Here is a 19400-nt window from a genome sequence, read left to right as displayed (position 1 = left end):
TCTATTTCATTGGTGAAAAAGGCAAGGTTTTTAAAAAAACCGCATCCACTCTTTCCACTATTTTGCCATTCTTTTCTGAGGCTTCTTTTACCTTAATCCATGCCGGATCTTTTACAAAATCAGCAAATGATTTTTCATAAGTCACCTGATTTGAGTGTCCCAAGAGATAGACCAGTTTAGGCTGGTTGCCTCCCTTCTCAACTGTCAAGAAATAAGGATAATTTTTTAAACCTTGCTTTTCAAATAAAGCTTGGGTGTGATTTCTAAATCTGGACTGGATATCGCTGATCTTTCCATCAAAACAATGATAAATTCTCAGCTGAAATATCCCACTTGGAGCAGGCAAAGGACCTTCATTCAGACCCGGCGCAAGTACCATAAAAGTTTCCTGAATGTCTTTTACTAAAATCCCGTCTTTGATTGATTCCTGATAGGCTGCCTGCCATTCCTCATCAGCGGAAAATTTTTGCCATAATAAATCTCTGGATTTTGCATCCGGATAGCCTAGGATGTAGTAAAGCTTATTTTCACTTTCATCTACCGGAAGAAAGTAGGCTATATTTTCCATCCCTAAGCGCTCAAAAATCTTCATGGTATGATTTTGAAAACGCTTAATTAAATCGGGCATTTTCCCTTCATGAGCCGTATAAATACGCAATTCAAAATAATTAGACTTGATATTTTGCAATTGCTGACCGAAAACCTGAACTGAAAGAAATGCAAGCAGGATAACTGTAAATAGTTTTTTCATGAAATTGAATAGGTTATTGAGGGTTGATTGAGTCTAAAATACCTCAAAAAAAGAATAATTCCCGCCATCGGCAATAAAAAAGCCTGATTCAAAACTGAAATCAGGCTTCGAAAGAAATTATATATGCATTTACATCAATCTCTTGATCGTCCATACAATGATGGCAAACAGAAAGATAATGATGGAAATCTTATTAATTCCATGCATCATTCTCAGATTGAAATTTGATTTTTGATTAGGATCTGGTTTTTGAAAAACCCGGATAAAGTAATTCCCCACCTCGCCCAACTTAAAGAACTCTTTTACTTTATTTTTTTCAGACATAGTCTTGTGATTTTTACTGTTAACACGCTGATGGGGAGATAAGTTTACCCAAATGCCAGTATCTTTATTTGCTTTTCTAACAGGAAATCAGATGGTTTCAGGCTCAATCCATTGCCCGTCTTCACGAATGATTTCTATAAGTTCATCCACGGCTTTTTCTGATGGAACAGATCGCTTAACCACTTCTTTCCCTTTATACAAAGTAATCTTCCCTTTTCCAGAACCTACATACCCATAATCTGCATCAGCCATTTCTCCAGGACCATTTACGATACAGCCCATGATCCCGATTTTAACACCTTTGAGATGATCTGTTCGCTTACGAATCATAGCCGTCGTTTCCTGAAGATCAAATAGCGTTCGACCACAAGAAGGACAAGAAATATATTCAGTCTTAGACATTCGGGTTCTGGCAGCTTGTAAGACTCCAAAAGAAACTGAATTATGCAGCTTAATTTGCTCCAGCATTTCATATCTTTCATGAGCTGTTTCCTTTTCCAAGGAAATCATAATCCCATCTCCCAAGCCATCTACCAACAAACCTCCTACATCAGTGGCAGCATAAAGCATGGTTTTATCTGCTGACTGATCTGGGTAGCTAACCTTTACTACCACAGGAATAGTACAGTTTACTTTCAAAAGTTTTACAAAAGCAGCTCTCAATGCCGGCATGGCATGAGCATTATTGGTCTTTAAAATAACCACCCAATTGGTTTGGTTTTGTAAAAATGGAATAGCTTCCTCCACCTCTGTATCCAGCAATTCGAGAAAATTCAATGCTTCATGAAAAACGCTGGCACTCTGGACATTCCCCCAAGTAAATAGCGGAAACTTATTTTTCTGATCAGGAGCCTCGTCCCAAACTTCGAAATTTTGGATTTCCTTCATTCCATTAGGAAGCATAAAAGGAATGGAATTGGAACCGGAATAGACAAAGTCACATCCCTGATCATTCATTTTCCACTTATCCAATTCAGGCAGATAAAAGTGGCCGACAGCCTTCATTTCCTTTTCAGTAATCTTTTCTATTCTTGAAATATCTGTGATTACTCTAGGGACATTATGATCTCCAAAGTTGTAAACCTCCGCGCTACTTCTTTTGGTATACTCGAATGGATTGATTGGATAATCTTGAATCACATCAATCTCCTGATGTCTGGATCTATTGGTATAACGATCTATCAAAGCTTTGGCCACCGGAGCTTCAAATTCCGGATCTTCGGTCAATGAAACCCGTACTGTGTCACCTAACCCGTCTTCAAGCAAGGTTCCAATTCCAACAGCTGACTTGATTCTTCCATCTTCGGCTTCTCCAGCTTCAGTTACTCCTAGGTGTAAGGGATAAGGCTTAAATCCACCTTCTTCCAACTTTTGCACCAGAAGACGATATGCCTGCACCATCACTTGCGTATTGGATGATTTCATGGATATGACGATATCATGATAGTTTTCATCTTCACAGATTCTTAAAAATTCCAAGGCTGATTCAACCATGCCTAAGGGAGTATCTCCATATCTGCTCATGATCCTGTCAGAGAGAGATCCATGATTGGTTCCAATTCTCATCGCCGTTCCATGTTCTTTACAGATTTTCACCAAAGGCAAAAAGCGTTCACGGATTCTATCCAACTCTTCCTGGTAACTTTCGTCCGTATATTCTATGACCTCAAACTTTTTCTTATCGGCATAATTGCCCGGATTGATCCGTACTTTTTCGACGATTTTTGCTGCTATTTCGGCTGCATTGGGAGTAAAATGAATATCAGCTACTAAGGGTGTCTGGTAACCTCGCTTTCTGAGTTCATTTTTTATCTTTCGAAGATTTTCAGCCTCTTTGATGCTGGGAGCCGTGATTCTGATCAGTTGGCATCCTGATTCAATCATACGTATGCACTGCTCAACAGACCCTTGAGTATCCATGGTATCTACCGTGGTCATGGACTGTACAACTATTGGGTTGTCCCCACCTATGTATACATCCCCAACTTTGACAGGAATGGTTTTTCTACGTGAATAGGAAGTAAGACTATTACAGTACAATAAATCGCTAGACTTAATTAATGGCTCCATATGATTAAATATCACCTAATTGTGGGCGAATCACTATTTCTTCAACAACAGATTGTGGGGAAAGGTTGTAAGCAGCCCATACAGACTCCGCTACATCCTCGGGCTTCATAAATCTTTCTATAGGTAAATCTACCCCTTCCCAACTGGCCGTGTAAGTAGCCCCCGGTAAAATGGAAGTGACCTTCACCTGATGGGGTTTCATTTCTTCTCTAAGGCATTTCGTCATTCCCAGCATAGCCCATTTGGAAATCGCGTAACTACCTCCATTAGGATAGGCTGTGGTCCCTGCGATTGAACCAATACTGAAAATATGACCTGATTTTCTTTGGATCATTTCTCCAATAAAAATTCTGGTCAGATAATAAGCCGAAAAAAGATTGGTATGCATCATCAGTTCAAAATTTCCTTCCGGCTCATCGTGAATGGCTCCCGGTAAAAATAGGCCTGTATTATTTACCAAAACGTCTGGCTGAAATTCTCCTTGGACTTTGGTAGCTAAAGCCTTCACTTGATCTTTTTGAGAAAGATCAGCCACTTCTGCAATAACCTTTATTTTAGGGAATTTAGACTCTAACTCCTCTTTTAATCTGCGTAAATCTTCCTGATTTCGGGAACATGTGGCGATGTCAAAGCCCTCTTTCGCAAAGCGATGAATGATAGCTTTTCCAATTCCTTTTGTTCCTCCTGTTACCAATATGCTTTTGGGCATTTTTGTTAGTGTTTTAATAGTTAGTATGACAACTATCTAGAGCCAGCAAAGTTACATTTTTTTATCAAAACAGTGCCGTCACTTGAACTCTTCCCACATGAACAATGCGGTCCAAGCCTTGGGAATTTCTTCCTTCATATACCATGTTTAGCTGTAAACCTTCTCCAATCTTCTGGAGCCAATTCATGTTCCAGATAATATTGGTTCCAGGAGTCAAAGCCTGCAACATCTCATACCCCACAGGAGAATTGACCACTCCGTTATAATCAATCTGGGTCAACTTCAAATTGAAATTCAAGGTGGTCTTGATGGCTCTTGCAAATCGCACATCCAATCCTACCTGATGGTTCTGGGCTTTTTCTTCAAATTCAATATTCGCCTCATTGACCTTATCTGTAAATACATAAGAACCCGTCATTCTCAATTTGACACTGGGCTGCCAAACAAACTCGGGGCCAAGGGATCGCTGTTGAATCTGATAGTTTCTATTGGATAAAAAGTCTGAGCTGGAAACTCTTTGACCTGTGGAACCTAGGATTCGAAGAGTAGTTCGGTTTGTAAAATTATACCGGGTATTCAACTTCCAGTCTTTTTGAATCAGATCTTCAAAGCCTCCCGAGAGTAACTGCTTCAGCTGTGAATCAAACAAGGATAGGTCAAATCCATAAAGTGCAGATGCCCGGTTAAAAAACAGGGATGTTCGAATCACTTGCCTTAATGAAAGAATATCCTCGCGTTGTACTCCTCCGATAAATGGATTGACCCGAACCAAAAAATCCTCTGAAGTCACCTTCTTTTCAATACTTAAGCTACTGGTATTTGAAAAGCGCTGGAGGAATGATTTAATTCCGCCACCCTCTTTCCAATCATCCGGGAATTTTGCCTGAACTCTATAATTTAAAAGAGAAGTATAAGCTTGGATATAGGTATCAGTAGGTACAAAAATTTTAATATACTGTTTCTCCTCTGGATTGATTGCTATGTAAAATTCGTTCAACTGCTGAATCCCATCTCCATTATCGTCCCTCCAGGTATGGGTTCCATCTCCATTCGGGGCAGGAATAAAAACAAATTCTCTCTGCAATTCCCGACCGTTACCAATAGCATAACTCAATTCATTTCTGATGAGATTTTTTCCAAGAGAACCTATATAATCCAGTTTGCCCATGACTGTCAGTTCTCTCGGCAAGGCCCTTTGTAAATATTCCAATTCCCTATAAGTAAAGGTACTTGTCAAGCTGTGCTGATTCCATTGTTTCTGAAAAGTGAAATTGGAAGTAAATGCTTTGGTATCATTCTCCAATACTCCTGAAAAAGGAGCTTTATCTTCTCTCCAAGCGGCATCCAATCGAAACTTAACTCCGAGCGTATCATTGTTTTGGAGGAAAATCAAATGCTCTTTGAAATTCATGGCTGTGCTGATAACAGAATCTGTTTCGATGACCTTAAGGGCATTTTGATCCAATGAAAACTGGTAGCCAGGCTTAAAAATTTTGGATTGGTAAGAGATATTTCCGAGATATCTAATCCATTCAGATTGTGTGGAATCCTTGTCACTTTGAAGACTGAAAAATTCATTTCTAATCTTGATCCTCTCTCCTACTTGGAAATCCCAATTGGCAGTATGCTGGGTTCCATTCAATACATTCTGTCGATTTCTAAGATATACCAGGTAGTTAAATCTATTGGAATCATCCTTTGTAGCAGAAATCCCGGCTTGAATAAATCTTTCAGCCGCAGCGCTCCTAAGCTCTTCCTGCGTAATCCCCCAGTCCCGGTCAAATTCTATGTAACGAAAGCGATCGATAAAATTGAAATTGCTAGAATTGTATTCAAATTCAGTCTTCCCGCTCAACTCATATCCCGGTAAGAGTTTGCTTTGTCTTTTGGAAGATTCTAAGCCAAGTTTCCAGGCTATTCCCTGATTATCCTCATTATCAATAGTTGAAAAAAGATTTTTATCTCTGCTGGACAGGGCAAATTCAGTATAGACTTTTTCATGTTCAGTAATTTTGATTCTGGTACCCGCAGTCAACATGCTTCTTTTATCAGGTGCCGGCAACTGACTGACGATGGAATAATTTCCCTGTGGTTGACCATTGAGCCTCGGCACATATTCGAAAACCGTTCCGTTAGAGAGCTGATTGGTCCTGATATAATCCCCATTTCCAAAGCCAACTTGAGAAAAAGAAAGATCGAAAAAAGCCTTTTCTGGATCCTTCGAAAACCTGTAATATACAATGGGGTTTCCCTGTCCATCTTCTTCTACTATTTTTTCATATAAAATTCGATTGGGATCAAAAGCCACAGAATCTATCCTCGGTATTCTGGCATTTTCAACCTGATCACCCACACTTGCCAGAAGTGCTAATTCCTCTTGAGAGAAATCAGTGAATAAGGGACGGTTTCTATTATCCTTCTCCTGATAATAGTTCATATAAAAATCTACTGTTCCATTGGTTTGTAAATGGTTAGCGCCAACTATGGAACGGGAATAATTTCTCTCTGCAAATTCAAAGTCGACACGAACTCTGGAATATTGAGTAATGAGAACCTTTGGAGTAAAAGTGATTTCAGCCTGATTATAATCAATCACATAATCGGCATTAAAGCCTCTTTGGAGCAATTTTCCATCTAAAAACACCCGCTCTGAATTAGCCATAATAATAACAAAGCGCTCATTATTAGGACCATTTAAACGGTATGGACCTAATACTCCTTCTAATATTGGAACTTGTATAGAAGCGAACTTTCCTTTAGCTATGGATGCAAATCCCTGGGTACTTGCCTCCCAATTTCCCTTCATCTTATATTGAGTGGTGAGCTGAAGACCTTGAACGTTTTTGTAATACCGGAGAAATTCAGACTGCCTCTGCTGCAAAACCACATCTCCGGCAGCCAAACGAAAATCATTATTATACAGCTCAATCAAGACATTATCAAAATCCTGAATTTGCTGGGTATTCCCTTCTGGTTGAAATGGAACATTTTGATCTGTAATACTGGCTCTTATATTCAAGTTTTCAGCAATTTCTCCCTCCAGTTGAAGGTTTAGTGCAGAGTTTACAAAAACATTCTGCGTATTACCTACAGAAACACCCCGAGTCAAGCTACCAGACTTATACAAATTGGTACTGGGGAAGAGCTCTTCTCTGATATCCAAAACTTCATTTTGGATCACTCTATTATCCTTAAATCTGGCCGTAGAATCATAATTTTGGAGTAGGGTTCTTCTGGCAATGGGTTTGTCAAAGCGAACAGAAAAAGTGCGATAACACAGTGTTAGGGAATCAGTAGCTGGAATTACATCTTCCTTTATGCTAATAAAATTTTTGCTGAGATCGAATACGAAAGGATAGATATCGCCTTTTTCATCTTTTAATACTATGGTTTCTTCAATTCCTGAAAGAGAATCCAACTCCATCCCTTTTTGAAGTTGAGCTACAGGAACCTGCCTACAGATTTGCTGGGCTTTGGAATAAAAATTCCCCAGCAGAAAAAATAGAAGTATAAGCAAGCAACTACGCATCAGAAAACCAGACCCTTTTACTCACAAGGTACTAAAAGCCAACTTATGTGGCTATAGGAAAAGTTAGGTAAAATGTAGTTCCTTTTCCGAAATTAGTTTCAAACCATATTTTTCCTCCGGCTGTTTCCACCCCTGATTTTGCTATGGCAAGCCCCAATCCTGAACCGGTGGATTTGGTGCTGAAATTTGGGATAAAGATCTTGTCTCTAAGTTCCTCTGGTATACCTTTTCCATTATCAGAAATCTCCAGAAATACCGCCTGCTCTGTCATCCAAAGCCATACTTTAATCTGTGGAGTTTTCCCCTCTTCCACAGCCTGAACTCCATTGATAATTAAATTGGAAACCACCCTGCCAAATAATTTTTCGTCCCCCATAATAGGGATAGTGTCGGTGTAAGAGTCATCCTGGAAAATCAAGTCAACCTTTTCATCATTCTTAAAAAGATCCAAAACTCTTGTTACCACCGCTTTAAAGTTCATGAGCTCATTTTTCGGCAATGGCATCTTGGCAAAGGTGCTGAATGATGAAGCTATTCCACTTAAGGCATCAACTTGATGAATGAGGGTTTCCAGAGACTTTCGAAGTTTTTGCAAATCATCCAGTCTTCCCGCCTCCTCCAATCTCAGCAAATGCTGCAAAGTCAGCTTCATTGGAGTTAAGGGGTTCTTTATTTCATGCGCAACTTGCTTAGCCATTTCCCTCCAGGCAGATTCTTTCTCTGTAGACGCCAATACCTTTTTACTGGCTTCCAGCTTGAAAAGCATGTTGTTATATTCATTGACCAAAAGACCGATTTCATCCTTTGCATCCCAATGCATAGGTTCGTTATTCTCCAGGTTGGTGGTTTTCAACTTTTGGGTCAAAAGTCTAAAAGGGAAGGTCAAGTTTTTGGAAACGAAGAAGGAAACAATCAAAAAGACGATGAAAATAATCACAAACGTGTTGAAAATATTACTCAATACATCTGCAATCAGGGTATTCAGTTCCGCCTCAGACTCAAAAAACGGAACTCCCAATATCGCGGAAATCCCTTGTCCAGTCGCTGTAGGAATAGCCAAATAAACAGACTTGTATCTAAGTTTTCCTATTTGTTCTTCAGCCAAAAACTGAAGTTGATTTTTTTCAATGATTTCGGAAATTGCTTCCGGATTAATCTTCGGGGCCAGCAATTTTTTATCAAAAATATTAGGCCTATTGGTGGACTCCAGCTTGCCTTCTGAATTGTATAAATGAATATCAGCGGCAATAGTATTTGCCAAGGTTACAACCTCCTCATTTAGCAAATCCTGGTTTACCTGACTAAGTGAACGGTCTCCCAGAAAACTGGATAAATTCCCACGAATCAAAGCAGCCTTCTGTATATACTGCCTATCTAGATCTTCTCTGTAACTATTGGCCAAAAGCCCTATTGTGATGATGGAAATGATGATAATTGGAAAAAAGAAGGCAAAGTTGAGGTAAAGCTGAAGCTTGGTAGAATAATTAAACTCAAAATTCTTTCTCCCCTTTATCAATACATTAGTCAAAATGGTGAAAAAGGTCAAAAAGATGAATACAACGAAATAGAGAGATATATTCCCGAAGAAGTAGGAAAAAGGTCTATTTTCCGAGGATATCACAATTACTTCTTCCCCATTTGACACCGCGAAATGATGGTAGCCATTGGCATGAATACCCGAACCCATCAGTTTGGACTCATCCAGTCTTGCCAATAAATCCGAATTGGAATAATTAAAAGAACCTGCATTTCGGATGATTTCTCCCTCCCGGAAAATAGCATAATCAAACCTGACTGGATCTAATTTTTCACTGTATTTTTTATCTAGCAGTAATTTAGGATATACAGAGCCAGGCTGAACTCTCAGTTGCCGCAACTCCAGAAACAAAGTCCCAAGTAAATTTTCATCCCGCTGAATAGGAATGAAGGCAATAAATTGATTCCCCATATTTCCTTCCGAGCCTCTGATAAAGTAGAGTCCTTTAAGACTGGTTACATAGTCTGATTTGACATATTGGTCTCTCAGCCTATTGAGGGATCTATTATCCGGCGAATTGATCAAGTCCTGTCCATTGGGAGAAAACAGTCTGACACGGACATCAAACTGATCAAAGTAATTATCCAGATAAATACGCCTGATTTTAGTCTCGATGGGATCTTTGGATAATAAGGGGTCTGCCAGTCGATTTTGAATGAATAAGTCGGATTGAATGCGGCTAAAAATTTCTCCCAAGAAAAATTCAGTCATCACATCGCTTTCTATTAGATTTTGATTGGCAAAGCGAACTTTGGATTGGATCAATTGCTCTCTTTCTGTTTGAAAAGTACTGATACCCGCAATCCCGGCAGTGATCAAACAGCCAAAGAAAAACGTCAAAAAGGTATTAAGTCCGAGTCTGAAAATATTTCTGAAAAGCTCAAATTTGATGACCAAAAAGAGGAAGATCAGGTGTATAAACCAGGCCACTCCCAACCAAGTAGACAAGAATAAATCTAATAATCCTATGGGAAGTCCTGCAACCAGTAGGTATTTGAAATAAATTTTCTTGGGTGCATTGAGCTCCAACAACAAACTTCCCAGAGAAAGACAGAATAGAACATAGATAGCCGACCAGAGAAAAACAATCAAAAAGCTCAGTCCCTCAAAAATCCCAAACGTAGGGATGGCCTCAATATCCAATGGCCATTGAGAATTTAGAATTAGATCTCTTGGTAATTCCCAAACCAGATAAAAACCTAAGGCTGAAATCAGGAAAACTATCCCAAAGAATATTCTCAGTTCTTGTTTGGTTTGAAGTATAGTAATCTTCTCATGGGTACGAGGAGATACCAGCTGATATAAAATCATGCCCGAGACAGCCACTCCAAAAACCGTATTGATTAATAAATCTCCTAGACTGGGGTTTAACCAGGATGCGGCATAATAACTTGGATCAAAAAGAGCGATATTGAAATACTCTCCGGGAAATCCCAGAATCAGCATGACCAGTCGAAATGCCAAAACTACCAGAATCCCATATCCTACTCCTTGCCATCTTCTTCCTTTCCTCCATTTTTTTAATACAAAATCTGAGCTTAGCAGAAAATAAAGCAAGAAAATAGAAGTGAAAAAGATAAAGACAGCGGGGTTTGAAATCCGCCCTGCCGATTGATAACCGATCTGAAAATCAATCCCGAAAATCGGGACACCCGCTAGATTGCTGACTTGATAATTCGCCTCCTCTCCTATTGGTTTTAGGATAAATTTATCATTCCCAAAAAGCCTGGAATTTGCTCCGGTTACTAAATAGTCATTTTCAATAGATCCCGGCCAAACCAGACGAAAAGCATGAACCACCAAGTAAGACTTACCATTTCGACTGATCTTTCTGTTTTTAAGTAAAAACTTTCCATAAGGATCTTCCAGTAGCTGATACTCTTTGTTTTCATCTACCTGATCAAAGTTTAAGGTAAAGGTGAAATCCGACCAGAATAAAAGCTGCTTTTCAGGATTGAGAATAAAAAACGGATGATTGTTAGCCGAAGAACTGATCCGGTCAAAAGTAATTTCCTCGTCAGGTCTGATGACCATTAAGATTTGGACAAAATCCTCATCAAACTCCCTGTCAATTTGTTGAATTTCTTCTTCCAGCACAGTAATGAAGCTTTCTTCATCACTTTTTTGAAAGAAAAAGAAATTCAGGATTAAAACAGCAAGGAGAGAAAAACTGCTGATCAAAATAATCAGCCTGCGAACGTTTGAGCTCATTTGGTTTAAAAATAAAAAAAGCAAAGTCCCTGATCAAACTTTGCTTCTTTTAAATGCTTATCTAAGTGCGAGTTTTGACTTTCTTTTTTTGGCGGCTCTATACCAAAGAATACCTATGACGGTAGCAATGAGATAGGGCATGACAAATAGATATAAAATCCCGGTATTCAAACCAGAACCAATACTCGTATCACCATTACTTACATTATTCTCTACAGAGGCTCTACACATAGCACATTGCGCAAAAGAATTGACTTGCACCAGTAAGAATGCCATTACTGTAAATAATAAAGTTTTTTTCTTCTTCATCTTAACTCCTTTCAATTTTCAATAGTATCAGTGAATATAATAAGGGCTTATCATCAAATAGACGATTACACCTGTCACTGAAACGTACAACCAAATCGGGTAGGCAAATTTAACCACTTTTCTGTGCTTTTCCCTTTGGTTGGTATATCCATAGTAATAAGCGAAAAGAATAGGAAAAAGTGCCACTGCAGCCAGAATTATATGGGTTATGAGTAAGAAATAATAGACAGGTCTAACCCATCCTTCTCCTCCAAAAGAGGTGCTTTCGGCAGCTCCGTGATAAATCACATAAGAAACCAGGAAAATTGCTCCTAGTCCAAAAGCTACGCTCATCGTCGCGCCATGGTAGGAATACATTTTCTTCTTTACAAATATAAGCCCTAAGATCAAGGCCAAACTTGCGGCGGAATTCATTACTGCATTCAAATGGGGTAGAAAATAAACCCATTCTGCGCCAATATCCACCTTACTAGGCATAAATAGCAAAACAGCTACGGCTACGGGGATCAGAACGGAAATAATAATGATCCAATTTTTGACTTTAGCTTCATTTTGAAGCAGGGAATTACTTGTTGCCATGCAATAAGACTTTGGTTTCTAACATTAACAAATCTACGTCCTCTCTGTTCGTGCCACTATAATATCCTCTGATTCTTCCCAGCTCATCAACGAGCACAAATTTATCACTATGCACGAAATCATCCGGAACACCCATGCCGTCTAGAGCTGGTAAAATAAAGCCACATCTTGCAAGTTGATAGGTCTCATCAACCGGACCGGAAAGAAATTGCCATTTATCGGAAGAAGCATTGTGCTTTTGAGCATATTCTTGAAGGATTTCGGGAGTATCATACTCAGGGTCAATACTAATTGACATGATCTGAACTTGAGGTTCTTCCCGAAACATATCATTGACACGTTCCATTTCCTTAGACATCACGGGGCAAATACTTGGACAAGAAGTAAAGAAAAAATCAACAATAGTGATTTTCCCTTCCATGTCTTTCCTTCCTACATTATCCCCATCCTGATTTACAAAAGTAAATTCAGGAATATAGTGCTGAGTGCTATCCTCAAAGGTGCACTCTCTGAATGGATTCTCTACCCCATTTTGGTAAAAGATAGGCAAGTCATACTCGTTGTTTCCAAACCCTCTCAAAAACATGATGATCAGCACGGGTATCAATAAGATACATACCAATACCAAGCCTTGTAATATTCTTAATCCTCTCATGATATGCTTTTAACAAAAAAGTAGGTTGAAGTGTCACACCCCAACCTACTTTTTTTAATTATTTTAATAGAATTCTACCAACGCATCATAAAGATGTCTGATCCTTCTTTTGCCAAGGCAATTAATAACCAAACTAGGAAGATCAAAGGCACAATGATAGAGTAAAACAAAGGCTTCACTTCATCACCCAAGTGCATAAATTCCATCATGATATACTTGGCTTTCCAGATTGTCAGGATGATGAATAAAGCATAAAGCAAAATTCCTCTATCCATAGTAAATGCCATGATAAACTCAGCAACTGTGATGGCTAAAAGTATACCTGCAGTTTTCCAGATCTTTTTTATTTTTTCGTCATTTCTTGGGGTTACTTCCAAGGTTGACTTGTTATCCTGAATTTCCATATTACAAGAATTTTAAATGCTTAGATTAGATAGAACAAGGTAAACACGAAGACCCATACCAAGTCTACAAAGTGCCAGTAAAGTCCGATTTTTTCAACCATTTCATAATGGCCTCTTCTGTCATACACTCCCACTGCTGCCTGATAAAAGCAAAGGAAAAGAAGTACAACACCAATAGTTACGTGAAAACCATGGAAACCGGTTATAAAGAAAAACAATTGAGCGAAAGAGGCTGGTCCATATTCATTCACCACCAAGTTTGCACCAAAGACTGTTTCTGTAACTTGTCTATTTAAAGAGTTGACATAGGTAAGGACAGTTCCTCCATCTGTACCATGGATAAAGTGATTCCACTCCCAAGCCTGACATGCAAGGAAAGTAATACCACCCAACATAGTCCATAGCATCCATTTTACTACATCATTTCTATCATTTCTGTGTCCTGCTTCTACAGCCAATACCATGGTAACTGAGCTGGAAATCAAAATGAATGTCATGATACCTACGAAAACCAATGGAGCATGAATTCCATGTAGAAATGGAACAGCTTCGAATACCAATTCAGGAACTGGCCAGTATTCATTAGATCCTACAAAGGTGTCAGCAGGACCTGTATAAGCTGGATAACTTACACGGATTGCTAAGTAGCTGATCAAAAAAGCAGCAAAGGTAAAGATGTCGGAGAGCAGGAAAAACCACATCATCAGTTTTCCATAGCTGGCTTTAAGAGGTTCATTTCCACCTCCCCAAACGCCTCTTTTAGAGCTTACTCCAATTGCAGTAGAATGCGCAGACATAATTAATTTATTTGTACCAGGTTAATTTTAATGATTCAATAGCAAAAACATAAAGAGATAAATCCACAAACCTCCGAGGAAATGCCAATAGGTAGTGGCCATCTCCATTGTATTCATTGATTGTGAATGAACTTTATATCTAAAGGTCGAAATTAATACAATAATCAGAAATATCACACCGCTAATAAGGTGTAAGGCGTGTAATCCGGTAAATACATATAGAAAGGAGCCTGCAGGATTACCTACAAAAAACACTTCTCTATCTACCAGAGCAACCCAGCTATACCATTGACCTACCAAAAAGGCCAGCCCTAGGACAACTGCACCCACCATACCTATACGAAGCTGAGAAATATTATCCTTCTTAGCTGAGACATAAGCAAAATGAAGGAAAACTGAGCTCAAAACTACAATTCCAGAAGTAACCCAAAATATATTAGGCAATTCGTAATCCAGCCAATTTCCTTCTGCTTGACGTACGATGTAGGCACTGGTCAAAGCAGCAAAAATCATCACCACAGTAACCATAAACAGCCACAATGCAAACTTCTTTGGATGCATTGAGATAGGCTGTTCCACCATATCTACATATTTCAATTCTTTTTCCATCATTAAGGTAGTTTATCCAATAAATACGCAATCTGAACAATTGGCAAATAAAGGAATGACCCAAACATGATCTTCAAAGCAGACTTTCTAGAACAGTCCCTCATTAATGAAAAGGTCTGAGCTAAGAACAATACACCACAGATAGTTGCCACAATCCCGGAATTCAAACCAGTCAAACCAAAATAGCTTGGCAATAAACCGAGAGGAAGCAAAAACAAGGTGTATATCATGATTTGAATAGCTGTATTCAAATCCTGTCCTCCACCGCTTGGCAACAACTTAAAGCCTGCTTTCTTATAATCCTCATCACTTACCCAAGCAATTGCCCAAAAATGAGGGAACTGCCAGATAAATTGAATACCGAAAATGATTAGCGCCTCATAAGTAATTTGTCCTGTAGCGGCAGTCCATCCTAATAAAGGAGGCATGGCTCCAGGAATAGCTCCAACAAATACTGCGATAGGACCAACTTTTTTCAAAGGAGTATAAGCAAATACATAAAGCACCATGCTTAATATTCCTAACCAAGTGGTCAATGGATTAGTGAAAATCCAAAGCAAAGAAACACCTATTATTGCCACGATTGTGGTGAACCAATATGCTTCTTTAAGAGAAATAATCTGTAAGGGTAAAGGTCGGTTTTGGGTTCGCTTCATCAACTTATCCAAATCCCGCTCCATGATTTCATTGGCAGCGCCTGAAGCACCTGAAATCAGGAATCCACCTAATGCTAGTCCCAAAAAGCCAGACCAACCAAAGCTTGCTCCTCTATCGCCTAGAATATAACCAAAGACTGCAGAGAAAGTCACCAAAGCTGACAATCTGAATTTCAGTAGATCAGAGTAGGCTTTCAGACGTCCAACTAGGACATCCATTATCGAATGGTCAGTTACACCAACTGTCCTCATTTTCAATTTGTATTTAACTTAAGCTGAACATGGTCTCTCAACTGCAAAATCAGAATAAACTGAACTCCTACAATCAGAGATCCAAGTAATAAGTGTATAGGCTGAAGAAAGGCGGGAATACCGAAATATGCCATACCAATCCCGGAAGCAATTTCAAGTAAAATCAATAGGATAAGCACCTGAGACCATAAGTTTACCTGGGACTTTCTAAGGGTATATTTAAATGCCCAAAAGAAATAAAGCAAATGCACTCCCAATAGTACAAGCGAGAAAGATCTGTGAATCAGGAACTCTATTCCTGACCTTTCAATCCATTCCTCTCTTAACATATTTCCCAGACTAGCGGCAACCTGATCAATTTGTTCTCGCACCTGAGTTCCCAAAATAACTTGAGCAAACATCAGGATTATTCCAAGAATCAAAATCCATCTGAGTTTAGATGGAACTTGAAACAGATCGGCTTTTGTCCTAATCAAATCAACTGCTCTATGATTGATGTACAGAAGTAAACCAACCAACAGCAAAGCCAAGATCATATGAAAGGTTATCATCCAAGTCAGCAAATTGGTAGAGACAACCAACGAACCTATCCATCCCTGAAATAAAACAAGTATCAAGGATGCAATTGAGAGTATCGGAATCCACTTATCTACCGACCACAATTTGAAGGATTTCCAAACTGTGAAAATGATTAAGAAACCAATCAATACTCCAATCAGACGATTGATGTATTCAATCCAAGTCTTAGTAGCGTTGAACTCCTCTTCTACTAAAATGGATTTATCATTGGCCACTTGATAAGCTGCTTTTTCAAAGCCTAATTTTTCAAGGGTTGCTACAAACCGTTCGTTTTTAGCTAATCTTTTTTCAAGATAAATCTCTTGATAATTTTTTGGGAGCTGATCTACCGAAGTTGGTGGTATCACGCTCCCAAAACATTTTGGCCAATCGGGACAACCCATTCCGGAACCAGTGCTCCGAACTATGCCCCCGACCAATATCAGGAAATAAACAGCTATCACCGTAATTAAACTCGTCCGGCGAAAGCTGTTTATTTTATTTTTAGTGTTTAGATTCATTGGCAACCAAGACCTCAGATTCCTCTTTCATAATTTCCATTTCAAGCTTCACTTGCTCTTGCTCGTGAGGAAGATTGGACTCAGGAGTCGCGGAAAGAGGTACAGTCTGAGGGATGAAATCCTCAGGTGCTCCTGGCTTTGAATAATCATAAGGCCATCTGTACACCGTAGGAATTTCTCCTGGCCAGTTTCCGTGACCTGGATTAATTGGAGTGGTCCACTCAAGTGTATTAGATCTCCATGGGTTAAGCGTCGCTTTTCTACCTCTGTACATGCTGTAGAAGAAGTTAAAGAGGAAGATAAACTGCGCAGAGAAGGTAATAATAGCTGCTACAGATACAAACATGTTCAAATCAGTATACATGTTAGTAAACTCAAAGTTAGTCCAGCTATAGTATCTTCTTGGGAATCCAGCAATACCGATGTAGTGCATTGGGAAGAATACCATGTAAACACCCACAAATGTCAACCAGAAGTGGATATAACCCAATCTTGCATCCATCATTCTTCCAAACATCTTAGGGAACCAGTGGTAAACACCCGCTAGCAATCCAAAGAAGGAGGCAGATCCCATTACCAAGTGGAAGTGAGCTACTACGAAATATGTATCATGCAATTGAATGTCAATAGCAGAGTTTCCTAAGAAAATACCAGTCAAACCACCGGAGATAAAGAAGGAAACCAGACCAATTGAGAACAACATAGCTGGAGTAAAGATCAAATTACCTCTCCATAATGTTGTCAAGTAGTTAAATACTTTTACCGCAGATGGAACTGCAATAATCAAAGTCAAGAACATAAAGATCGAACCCAAGAATGGATTCATACCTGATACGAACATGTGGTGAGCCCAAACTATAAATGATAGAATGGTAATCCCCAACATGGATATAATCATTGCCTTATATCCAAAGATCGGCTTTCTGGAGTTAGTTGCTATAACTTCAGAAGTAATACCCAATGCAGGTAGCAATACGATATATACCTCAGGGTGACCTAAGAACCAGAACAAGTGCTGATACAATACTGGGCTACCACCGGTATTTGGAAGCGCTTCACCACCAATATAAATATCAGATAGGTAAAAGGATGTTCCAAAGCTTCTATCAAATACTAGCAATAGAGCCGCTGCAAATAATACAGGGAAAGATAGTAGTCCGATAACTGCTGTTAGGAAGAAAGCCCAAATTGTCAAAGGAAGCCTTGAGAAAGACATACCTTTTGTTCTAAGGTTAATTACAGTTGTAATATAGTTGATACCTCCTAGAAGAGACGATGCAATAAAGAATGTCATTGCAATCAACCATAGAGTCATACCCAATCCAGAACCAGGGATCGCCTGCTCTAATGCTGATAGAGGAGGGTAAACTACCCAACCACCACCTGCTGGACCGGTTTTAATGAATAGGGAAATAAACATGATCACACTGGACATGAAGAAGAACCAGTAAGAAAGCATGTTCATAAACCCTGAAGCCATATCTCTAGCTCCAATTTGAAGAGGAATCAGGAAATTGGAGAATGTACCGCTCAAACCTGCAGTCAATACAAAGAATACCATGATGGTACCATGCATTGTCACTAAAGCAAGGTAGAAGGTAGGATCCAAAGCACCCGATTCATCAATCCATCCACCCAATAGAGGGCGAAGGAACTCTAAATTCATTTCAGGAAATCCTAATTGCAATCTGAATAGGATGGAAAGAAATCCACCAATGATTGCCCAGAAAATACCTGTTACCAAGAATTGCTTACCGATCATTTTATGATCAGTAGAGAAAATGTATTTGGTTACAAAATTATCATGATGCTCGTGATCGTGATGATCATGGGCCGTGTCATGAGTTGCAACTGACGCTGTAGCCATAGTTTATAATTTTGTGTTTTTGTTCGCTTATTGAATTTCTGCCAGTTCTTTCACATCTGACTCTAATCCTTTTGCTAAAGCAGGATTATTTTGAATGAAAGATTTCTGTTCCGATAACCACTTCTGGTAGGCCGCTGGCTCTACCACCTCTATCACTTTTCTCATCCCATTGTGACCTCGACCGCAGATTTCAGTACAAGCGATCTCATAGTTAAACTCAGGATTACCTAATTCCTCCCTCATTTCAGCAGTTGTTTTGGTTGGCACAAACCAGAATCTGGTTGGCATACCCGGCACTGCATCCATTTTCAATCTCATATGAGGAGCGAAAACTGAGTGAAGCACATCTCTTGCTCTGATTTTAAACAATACTGGTTCTCCCTTCGGAATTACTACTACCGGAGAAGGAAAATCATCAATTGCATTTTTATCAGAGAAATCAACACCATGAGAGTTTTGAGCACTAGTTAATCTGTAATCATAATCTCCCAAAACATTATCCTTTCCAGCATATCTTACGTCCCAAGCAAACTGATAACCCATGATTTCAATTACATGAGCTTTTTCAGGCGCAGGAGCAGTGATGTCAGACCAAGCCATCCATCCAGAAATAACTAAACCAGCCAAAACTACACCAGGAACAACAGTCCAAATGATTTCTAGCTTATTATTATCGGGATAGAAAGTAGCCTTTCGGTCCTCTTTATACTGATACTTGTAAGGGAAGATAAACAGTAAAACGTGCGTAATCAGAAAAACAACTCCAGTTACCGCCATGGTAATCCAGAATAATTGATCTGTAAGCACACCGTGCTCAGAAGCAACTGGAAGCTGATAATTATCAAATTCTTTGATAGAATACCAGAACATCAAAATTCCTGTACCAAGCAGAAACAATACGAATAAGATCGCATTGACTTTATTACTGCCTGTCGCAATTTTTTTGTCTGATCCTTTTACTACTGAAACCAAGGTTTGGATTCTATATACCATCCAGATGATGGATAGTAGCAAAAGAACCCCAACTGCAATAAGAAATCCGTACATATTTAAATCTTTTCG

General features: G+C 39.2%; 16 protein-coding genes. All 16 read right to left on the bottom strand.

From position 1 onward, the window contains the following. Position 1 precedes the first annotated feature (1 nt). Positions 2–751 carry an NIPSNAP family protein gene (locus B2906_RS16850; RefSeq protein WP_219958153.1) on the bottom strand — a complete coding sequence of 250 codons (750 nt, stop codon included), beginning with the start codon at positions 749–751 and terminating at the stop codon, positions 2–4. Between the two features lie 129 nt (positions 752–880). Beyond that, entirely contained in the window at positions 881–1075 is a 195-nt protein-coding gene (locus B2906_RS16845) for a DUF6728 family protein (RefSeq protein WP_091655060.1), read from the bottom strand. An 87-nt stretch (positions 1076–1162) separates the two neighbouring features. Continuing rightward, the gene (gene ispG, locus B2906_RS16840; protein ID WP_219958152.1) at positions 1163–3145 is read right to left on the bottom strand and encodes a (E)-4-hydroxy-3-methylbut-2-enyl-diphosphate synthase; all 1983 of its coding nucleotides are present in this window, start codon (positions 3143–3145) and stop codon (positions 1163–1165) included. 4 nt (positions 3146–3149) lie between these two features. Beyond that, complete coding sequence (locus B2906_RS16835; protein WP_219958151.1) at positions 3150–3854, bottom strand: SDR family oxidoreductase; 705 nt, start codon at positions 3852–3854, stop codon at positions 3150–3152. A 64-nt stretch (positions 3855–3918) separates the two neighbouring features. Continuing rightward, on the bottom strand, positions 3919–7383 hold the full coding sequence (locus B2906_RS16830) for a hypothetical protein (RefSeq protein ID WP_219958150.1): 3465 nt from the start codon (positions 7381–7383) through the stop codon (positions 3919–3921). Between the two features lie 43 nt (positions 7384–7426). Continuing rightward, positions 7427–11131, bottom strand: a complete 3705-nt coding sequence (locus B2906_RS16825) for an ATP-binding protein (RefSeq protein WP_219958149.1) — start codon at positions 11129–11131, stop codon at positions 7427–7429. 57 nt (positions 11132–11188) lie between these two features. Further along, positions 11189–11407, bottom strand: coding sequence for a hypothetical protein (locus tag B2906_RS16820; RefSeq protein ID WP_255590503.1), 219 nt, complete (start codon positions 11405–11407; stop codon positions 11189–11191). Positions 11408–11467: 60 nt separating this feature from the next. Further along, the gene (locus B2906_RS16815; protein ID WP_219958147.1) at positions 11468–12019 is read right to left on the bottom strand and encodes a DUF420 domain-containing protein; all 552 of its coding nucleotides are present in this window, start codon (positions 12017–12019) and stop codon (positions 11468–11470) included. Beyond that, positions 12006–12674, bottom strand: a complete 669-nt coding sequence (locus B2906_RS16810; RefSeq protein WP_219958146.1) for an SCO family protein — start codon at positions 12672–12674, stop codon at positions 12006–12008. The genes B2906_RS16815 and B2906_RS16810 overlap by 14 nt, the downstream gene beginning before the upstream one ends. A 74-nt stretch (positions 12675–12748) precedes the next feature. Beyond that, positions 12749–13078 (bottom strand): cytochrome C oxidase subunit IV family protein, encoded by a 330-nt coding sequence (locus B2906_RS16805; RefSeq protein ID WP_091655053.1) that lies wholly within the window; start codon positions 13076–13078, stop codon positions 12749–12751. Positions 13079–13098: 20 nt separating this feature from the next. Next, a complete protein-coding gene (locus B2906_RS16800) occupies positions 13099–13875 on the bottom strand; it encodes a cytochrome c oxidase subunit 3 (protein ID WP_091655052.1) in 777 nt (258 codons plus the stop codon). A gap of 27 nt (positions 13876–13902) precedes the next feature. Next, positions 13903–14484 carry a cytochrome c oxidase subunit 3 gene (locus B2906_RS16795; protein WP_219959388.1) on the bottom strand — a complete coding sequence of 194 codons (582 nt, stop codon included), beginning with the start codon at positions 14482–14484 and terminating at the stop codon, positions 13903–13905. Positions 14485–14486: 2 nt separating this feature from the next. Continuing rightward, positions 14487–15392, bottom strand: a complete 906-nt coding sequence (gene cyoE, locus B2906_RS16790; RefSeq protein WP_219958145.1) for a heme o synthase — start codon at positions 15390–15392, stop codon at positions 14487–14489. Between the two features lie 2 nt (positions 15393–15394). Continuing rightward, on the bottom strand, positions 15395–16471 hold the full coding sequence (locus tag B2906_RS16785; RefSeq protein WP_219958144.1) for a COX15/CtaA family protein: 1077 nt from the start codon (positions 16469–16471) through the stop codon (positions 15395–15397). After that, positions 16455–18338, bottom strand: a complete 1884-nt coding sequence (locus B2906_RS16780) for a cytochrome c oxidase subunit I (RefSeq protein ID WP_091655049.1) — start codon at positions 18336–18338, stop codon at positions 16455–16457. Before B2906_RS16780 ends, B2906_RS16785 begins: the two co-directional genes overlap by 17 nt. Before the next feature lie 27 nt (positions 18339–18365). Continuing rightward, positions 18366–19385: a cytochrome c oxidase subunit II gene (locus tag B2906_RS16775; protein WP_286941894.1), complete on the bottom strand. Its 1020-nt coding sequence runs from the start codon at positions 19383–19385 to the stop codon at positions 18366–18368. Between the last annotated feature and the right edge of the window lie 15 nt (positions 19386–19400).

The organism is Algoriphagus sp. UBA3586 (genome assembly GCF_002376385.1).
In the GTDB taxonomy this organism is placed as follows: domain Bacteria; phylum Bacteroidota; class Bacteroidia; order Cytophagales; family Cyclobacteriaceae; genus Algoriphagus; species Algoriphagus ornithinivorans.
Note: the sequence above shows the minus strand (reverse complement) of the source record. Positions and strands in the feature narration are given on the sequence as shown.

What these genes read in the sequence shown, in the direction of transcription:
- B2906_RS16795 (WP_219959388.1), bottom strand. Translation starts at nt 14,484, where the DNA reads ATGGAAAAAGAATTGAAATATGTAGATATGGTGGAACAGCCTATCTCA.
- B2906_RS16815 (WP_219958147.1), bottom strand. Translation starts at nt 12,019, where the DNA reads ATGGCAACAAGTAATTCCCTGCTTCAAAATGAAGCTAAAGTCAAAAAT.
- cyoE (WP_219958145.1), bottom strand. Translation starts at nt 15,392, where the DNA reads ATGAGGACAGTTGGTGTAACTGACCATTCGATAATGGATGTCCTAGTT.
- B2906_RS16800 (WP_091655052.1), bottom strand. Translation starts at nt 13,875, where the DNA reads ATGTCTGCGCATTCTACTGCAATTGGAGTAAGCTCTAAAAGAGGCGTT.
- ispG (WP_219958152.1), bottom strand. Translation starts at nt 3,145, where the DNA reads ATGGAGCCATTAATTAAGTCTAGCGATTTATTGTACTGTAATAGTCTT.
- B2906_RS16850 (WP_219958153.1), bottom strand. Translation starts at nt 751, where the DNA reads ATGAAAAAACTATTTACAGTTATCCTGCTTGCATTTCTTTCAGTTCAG.
- B2906_RS16830 (WP_219958150.1), bottom strand. Translation starts at nt 7,383, where the DNA reads ATGCGTAGTTGCTTGCTTATACTTCTATTTTTTCTGCTGGGGAATTTT.
- B2906_RS16820 (WP_255590503.1), bottom strand. Translation starts at nt 11,407, where the DNA reads ATGGCATTCTTACTGGTGCAAGTCAATTCTTTTGCGCAATGTGCTATG.
- B2906_RS16835 (WP_219958151.1), bottom strand. Translation starts at nt 3,854, where the DNA reads ATGCCCAAAAGCATATTGGTAACAGGAGGAACAAAAGGAATTGGAAAA.
- B2906_RS16845 (WP_091655060.1), bottom strand. Translation starts at nt 1,075, where the DNA reads ATGTCTGAAAAAAATAAAGTAAAAGAGTTCTTTAAGTTGGGCGAGGTG.
- B2906_RS16780 (WP_091655049.1), bottom strand. Translation starts at nt 18,338, where the DNA reads ATGGCTACAGCGTCAGTTGCAACTCATGACACGGCCCATGATCATCAC.
- B2906_RS16805 (WP_091655053.1), bottom strand. Translation starts at nt 13,078, where the DNA reads ATGGAAATTCAGGATAACAAGTCAACCTTGGAAGTAACCCCAAGAAAT.
- B2906_RS16825 (WP_219958149.1), bottom strand. Translation starts at nt 11,131, where the DNA reads ATGAGCTCAAACGTTCGCAGGCTGATTATTTTGATCAGCAGTTTTTCT.
- B2906_RS16775 (WP_286941894.1), bottom strand. Translation starts at nt 19,385, where the DNA reads ATGTACGGATTTCTTATTGCAGTTGGGGTTCTTTTGCTACTATCCATC.
- B2906_RS16785 (WP_219958144.1), bottom strand. Translation starts at nt 16,471, where the DNA reads ATGAATCTAAACACTAAAAATAAAATAAACAGCTTTCGCCGGACGAGT.
- B2906_RS16810 (WP_219958146.1), bottom strand. Translation starts at nt 12,674, where the DNA reads ATGAGAGGATTAAGAATATTACAAGGCTTGGTATTGGTATGTATCTTA.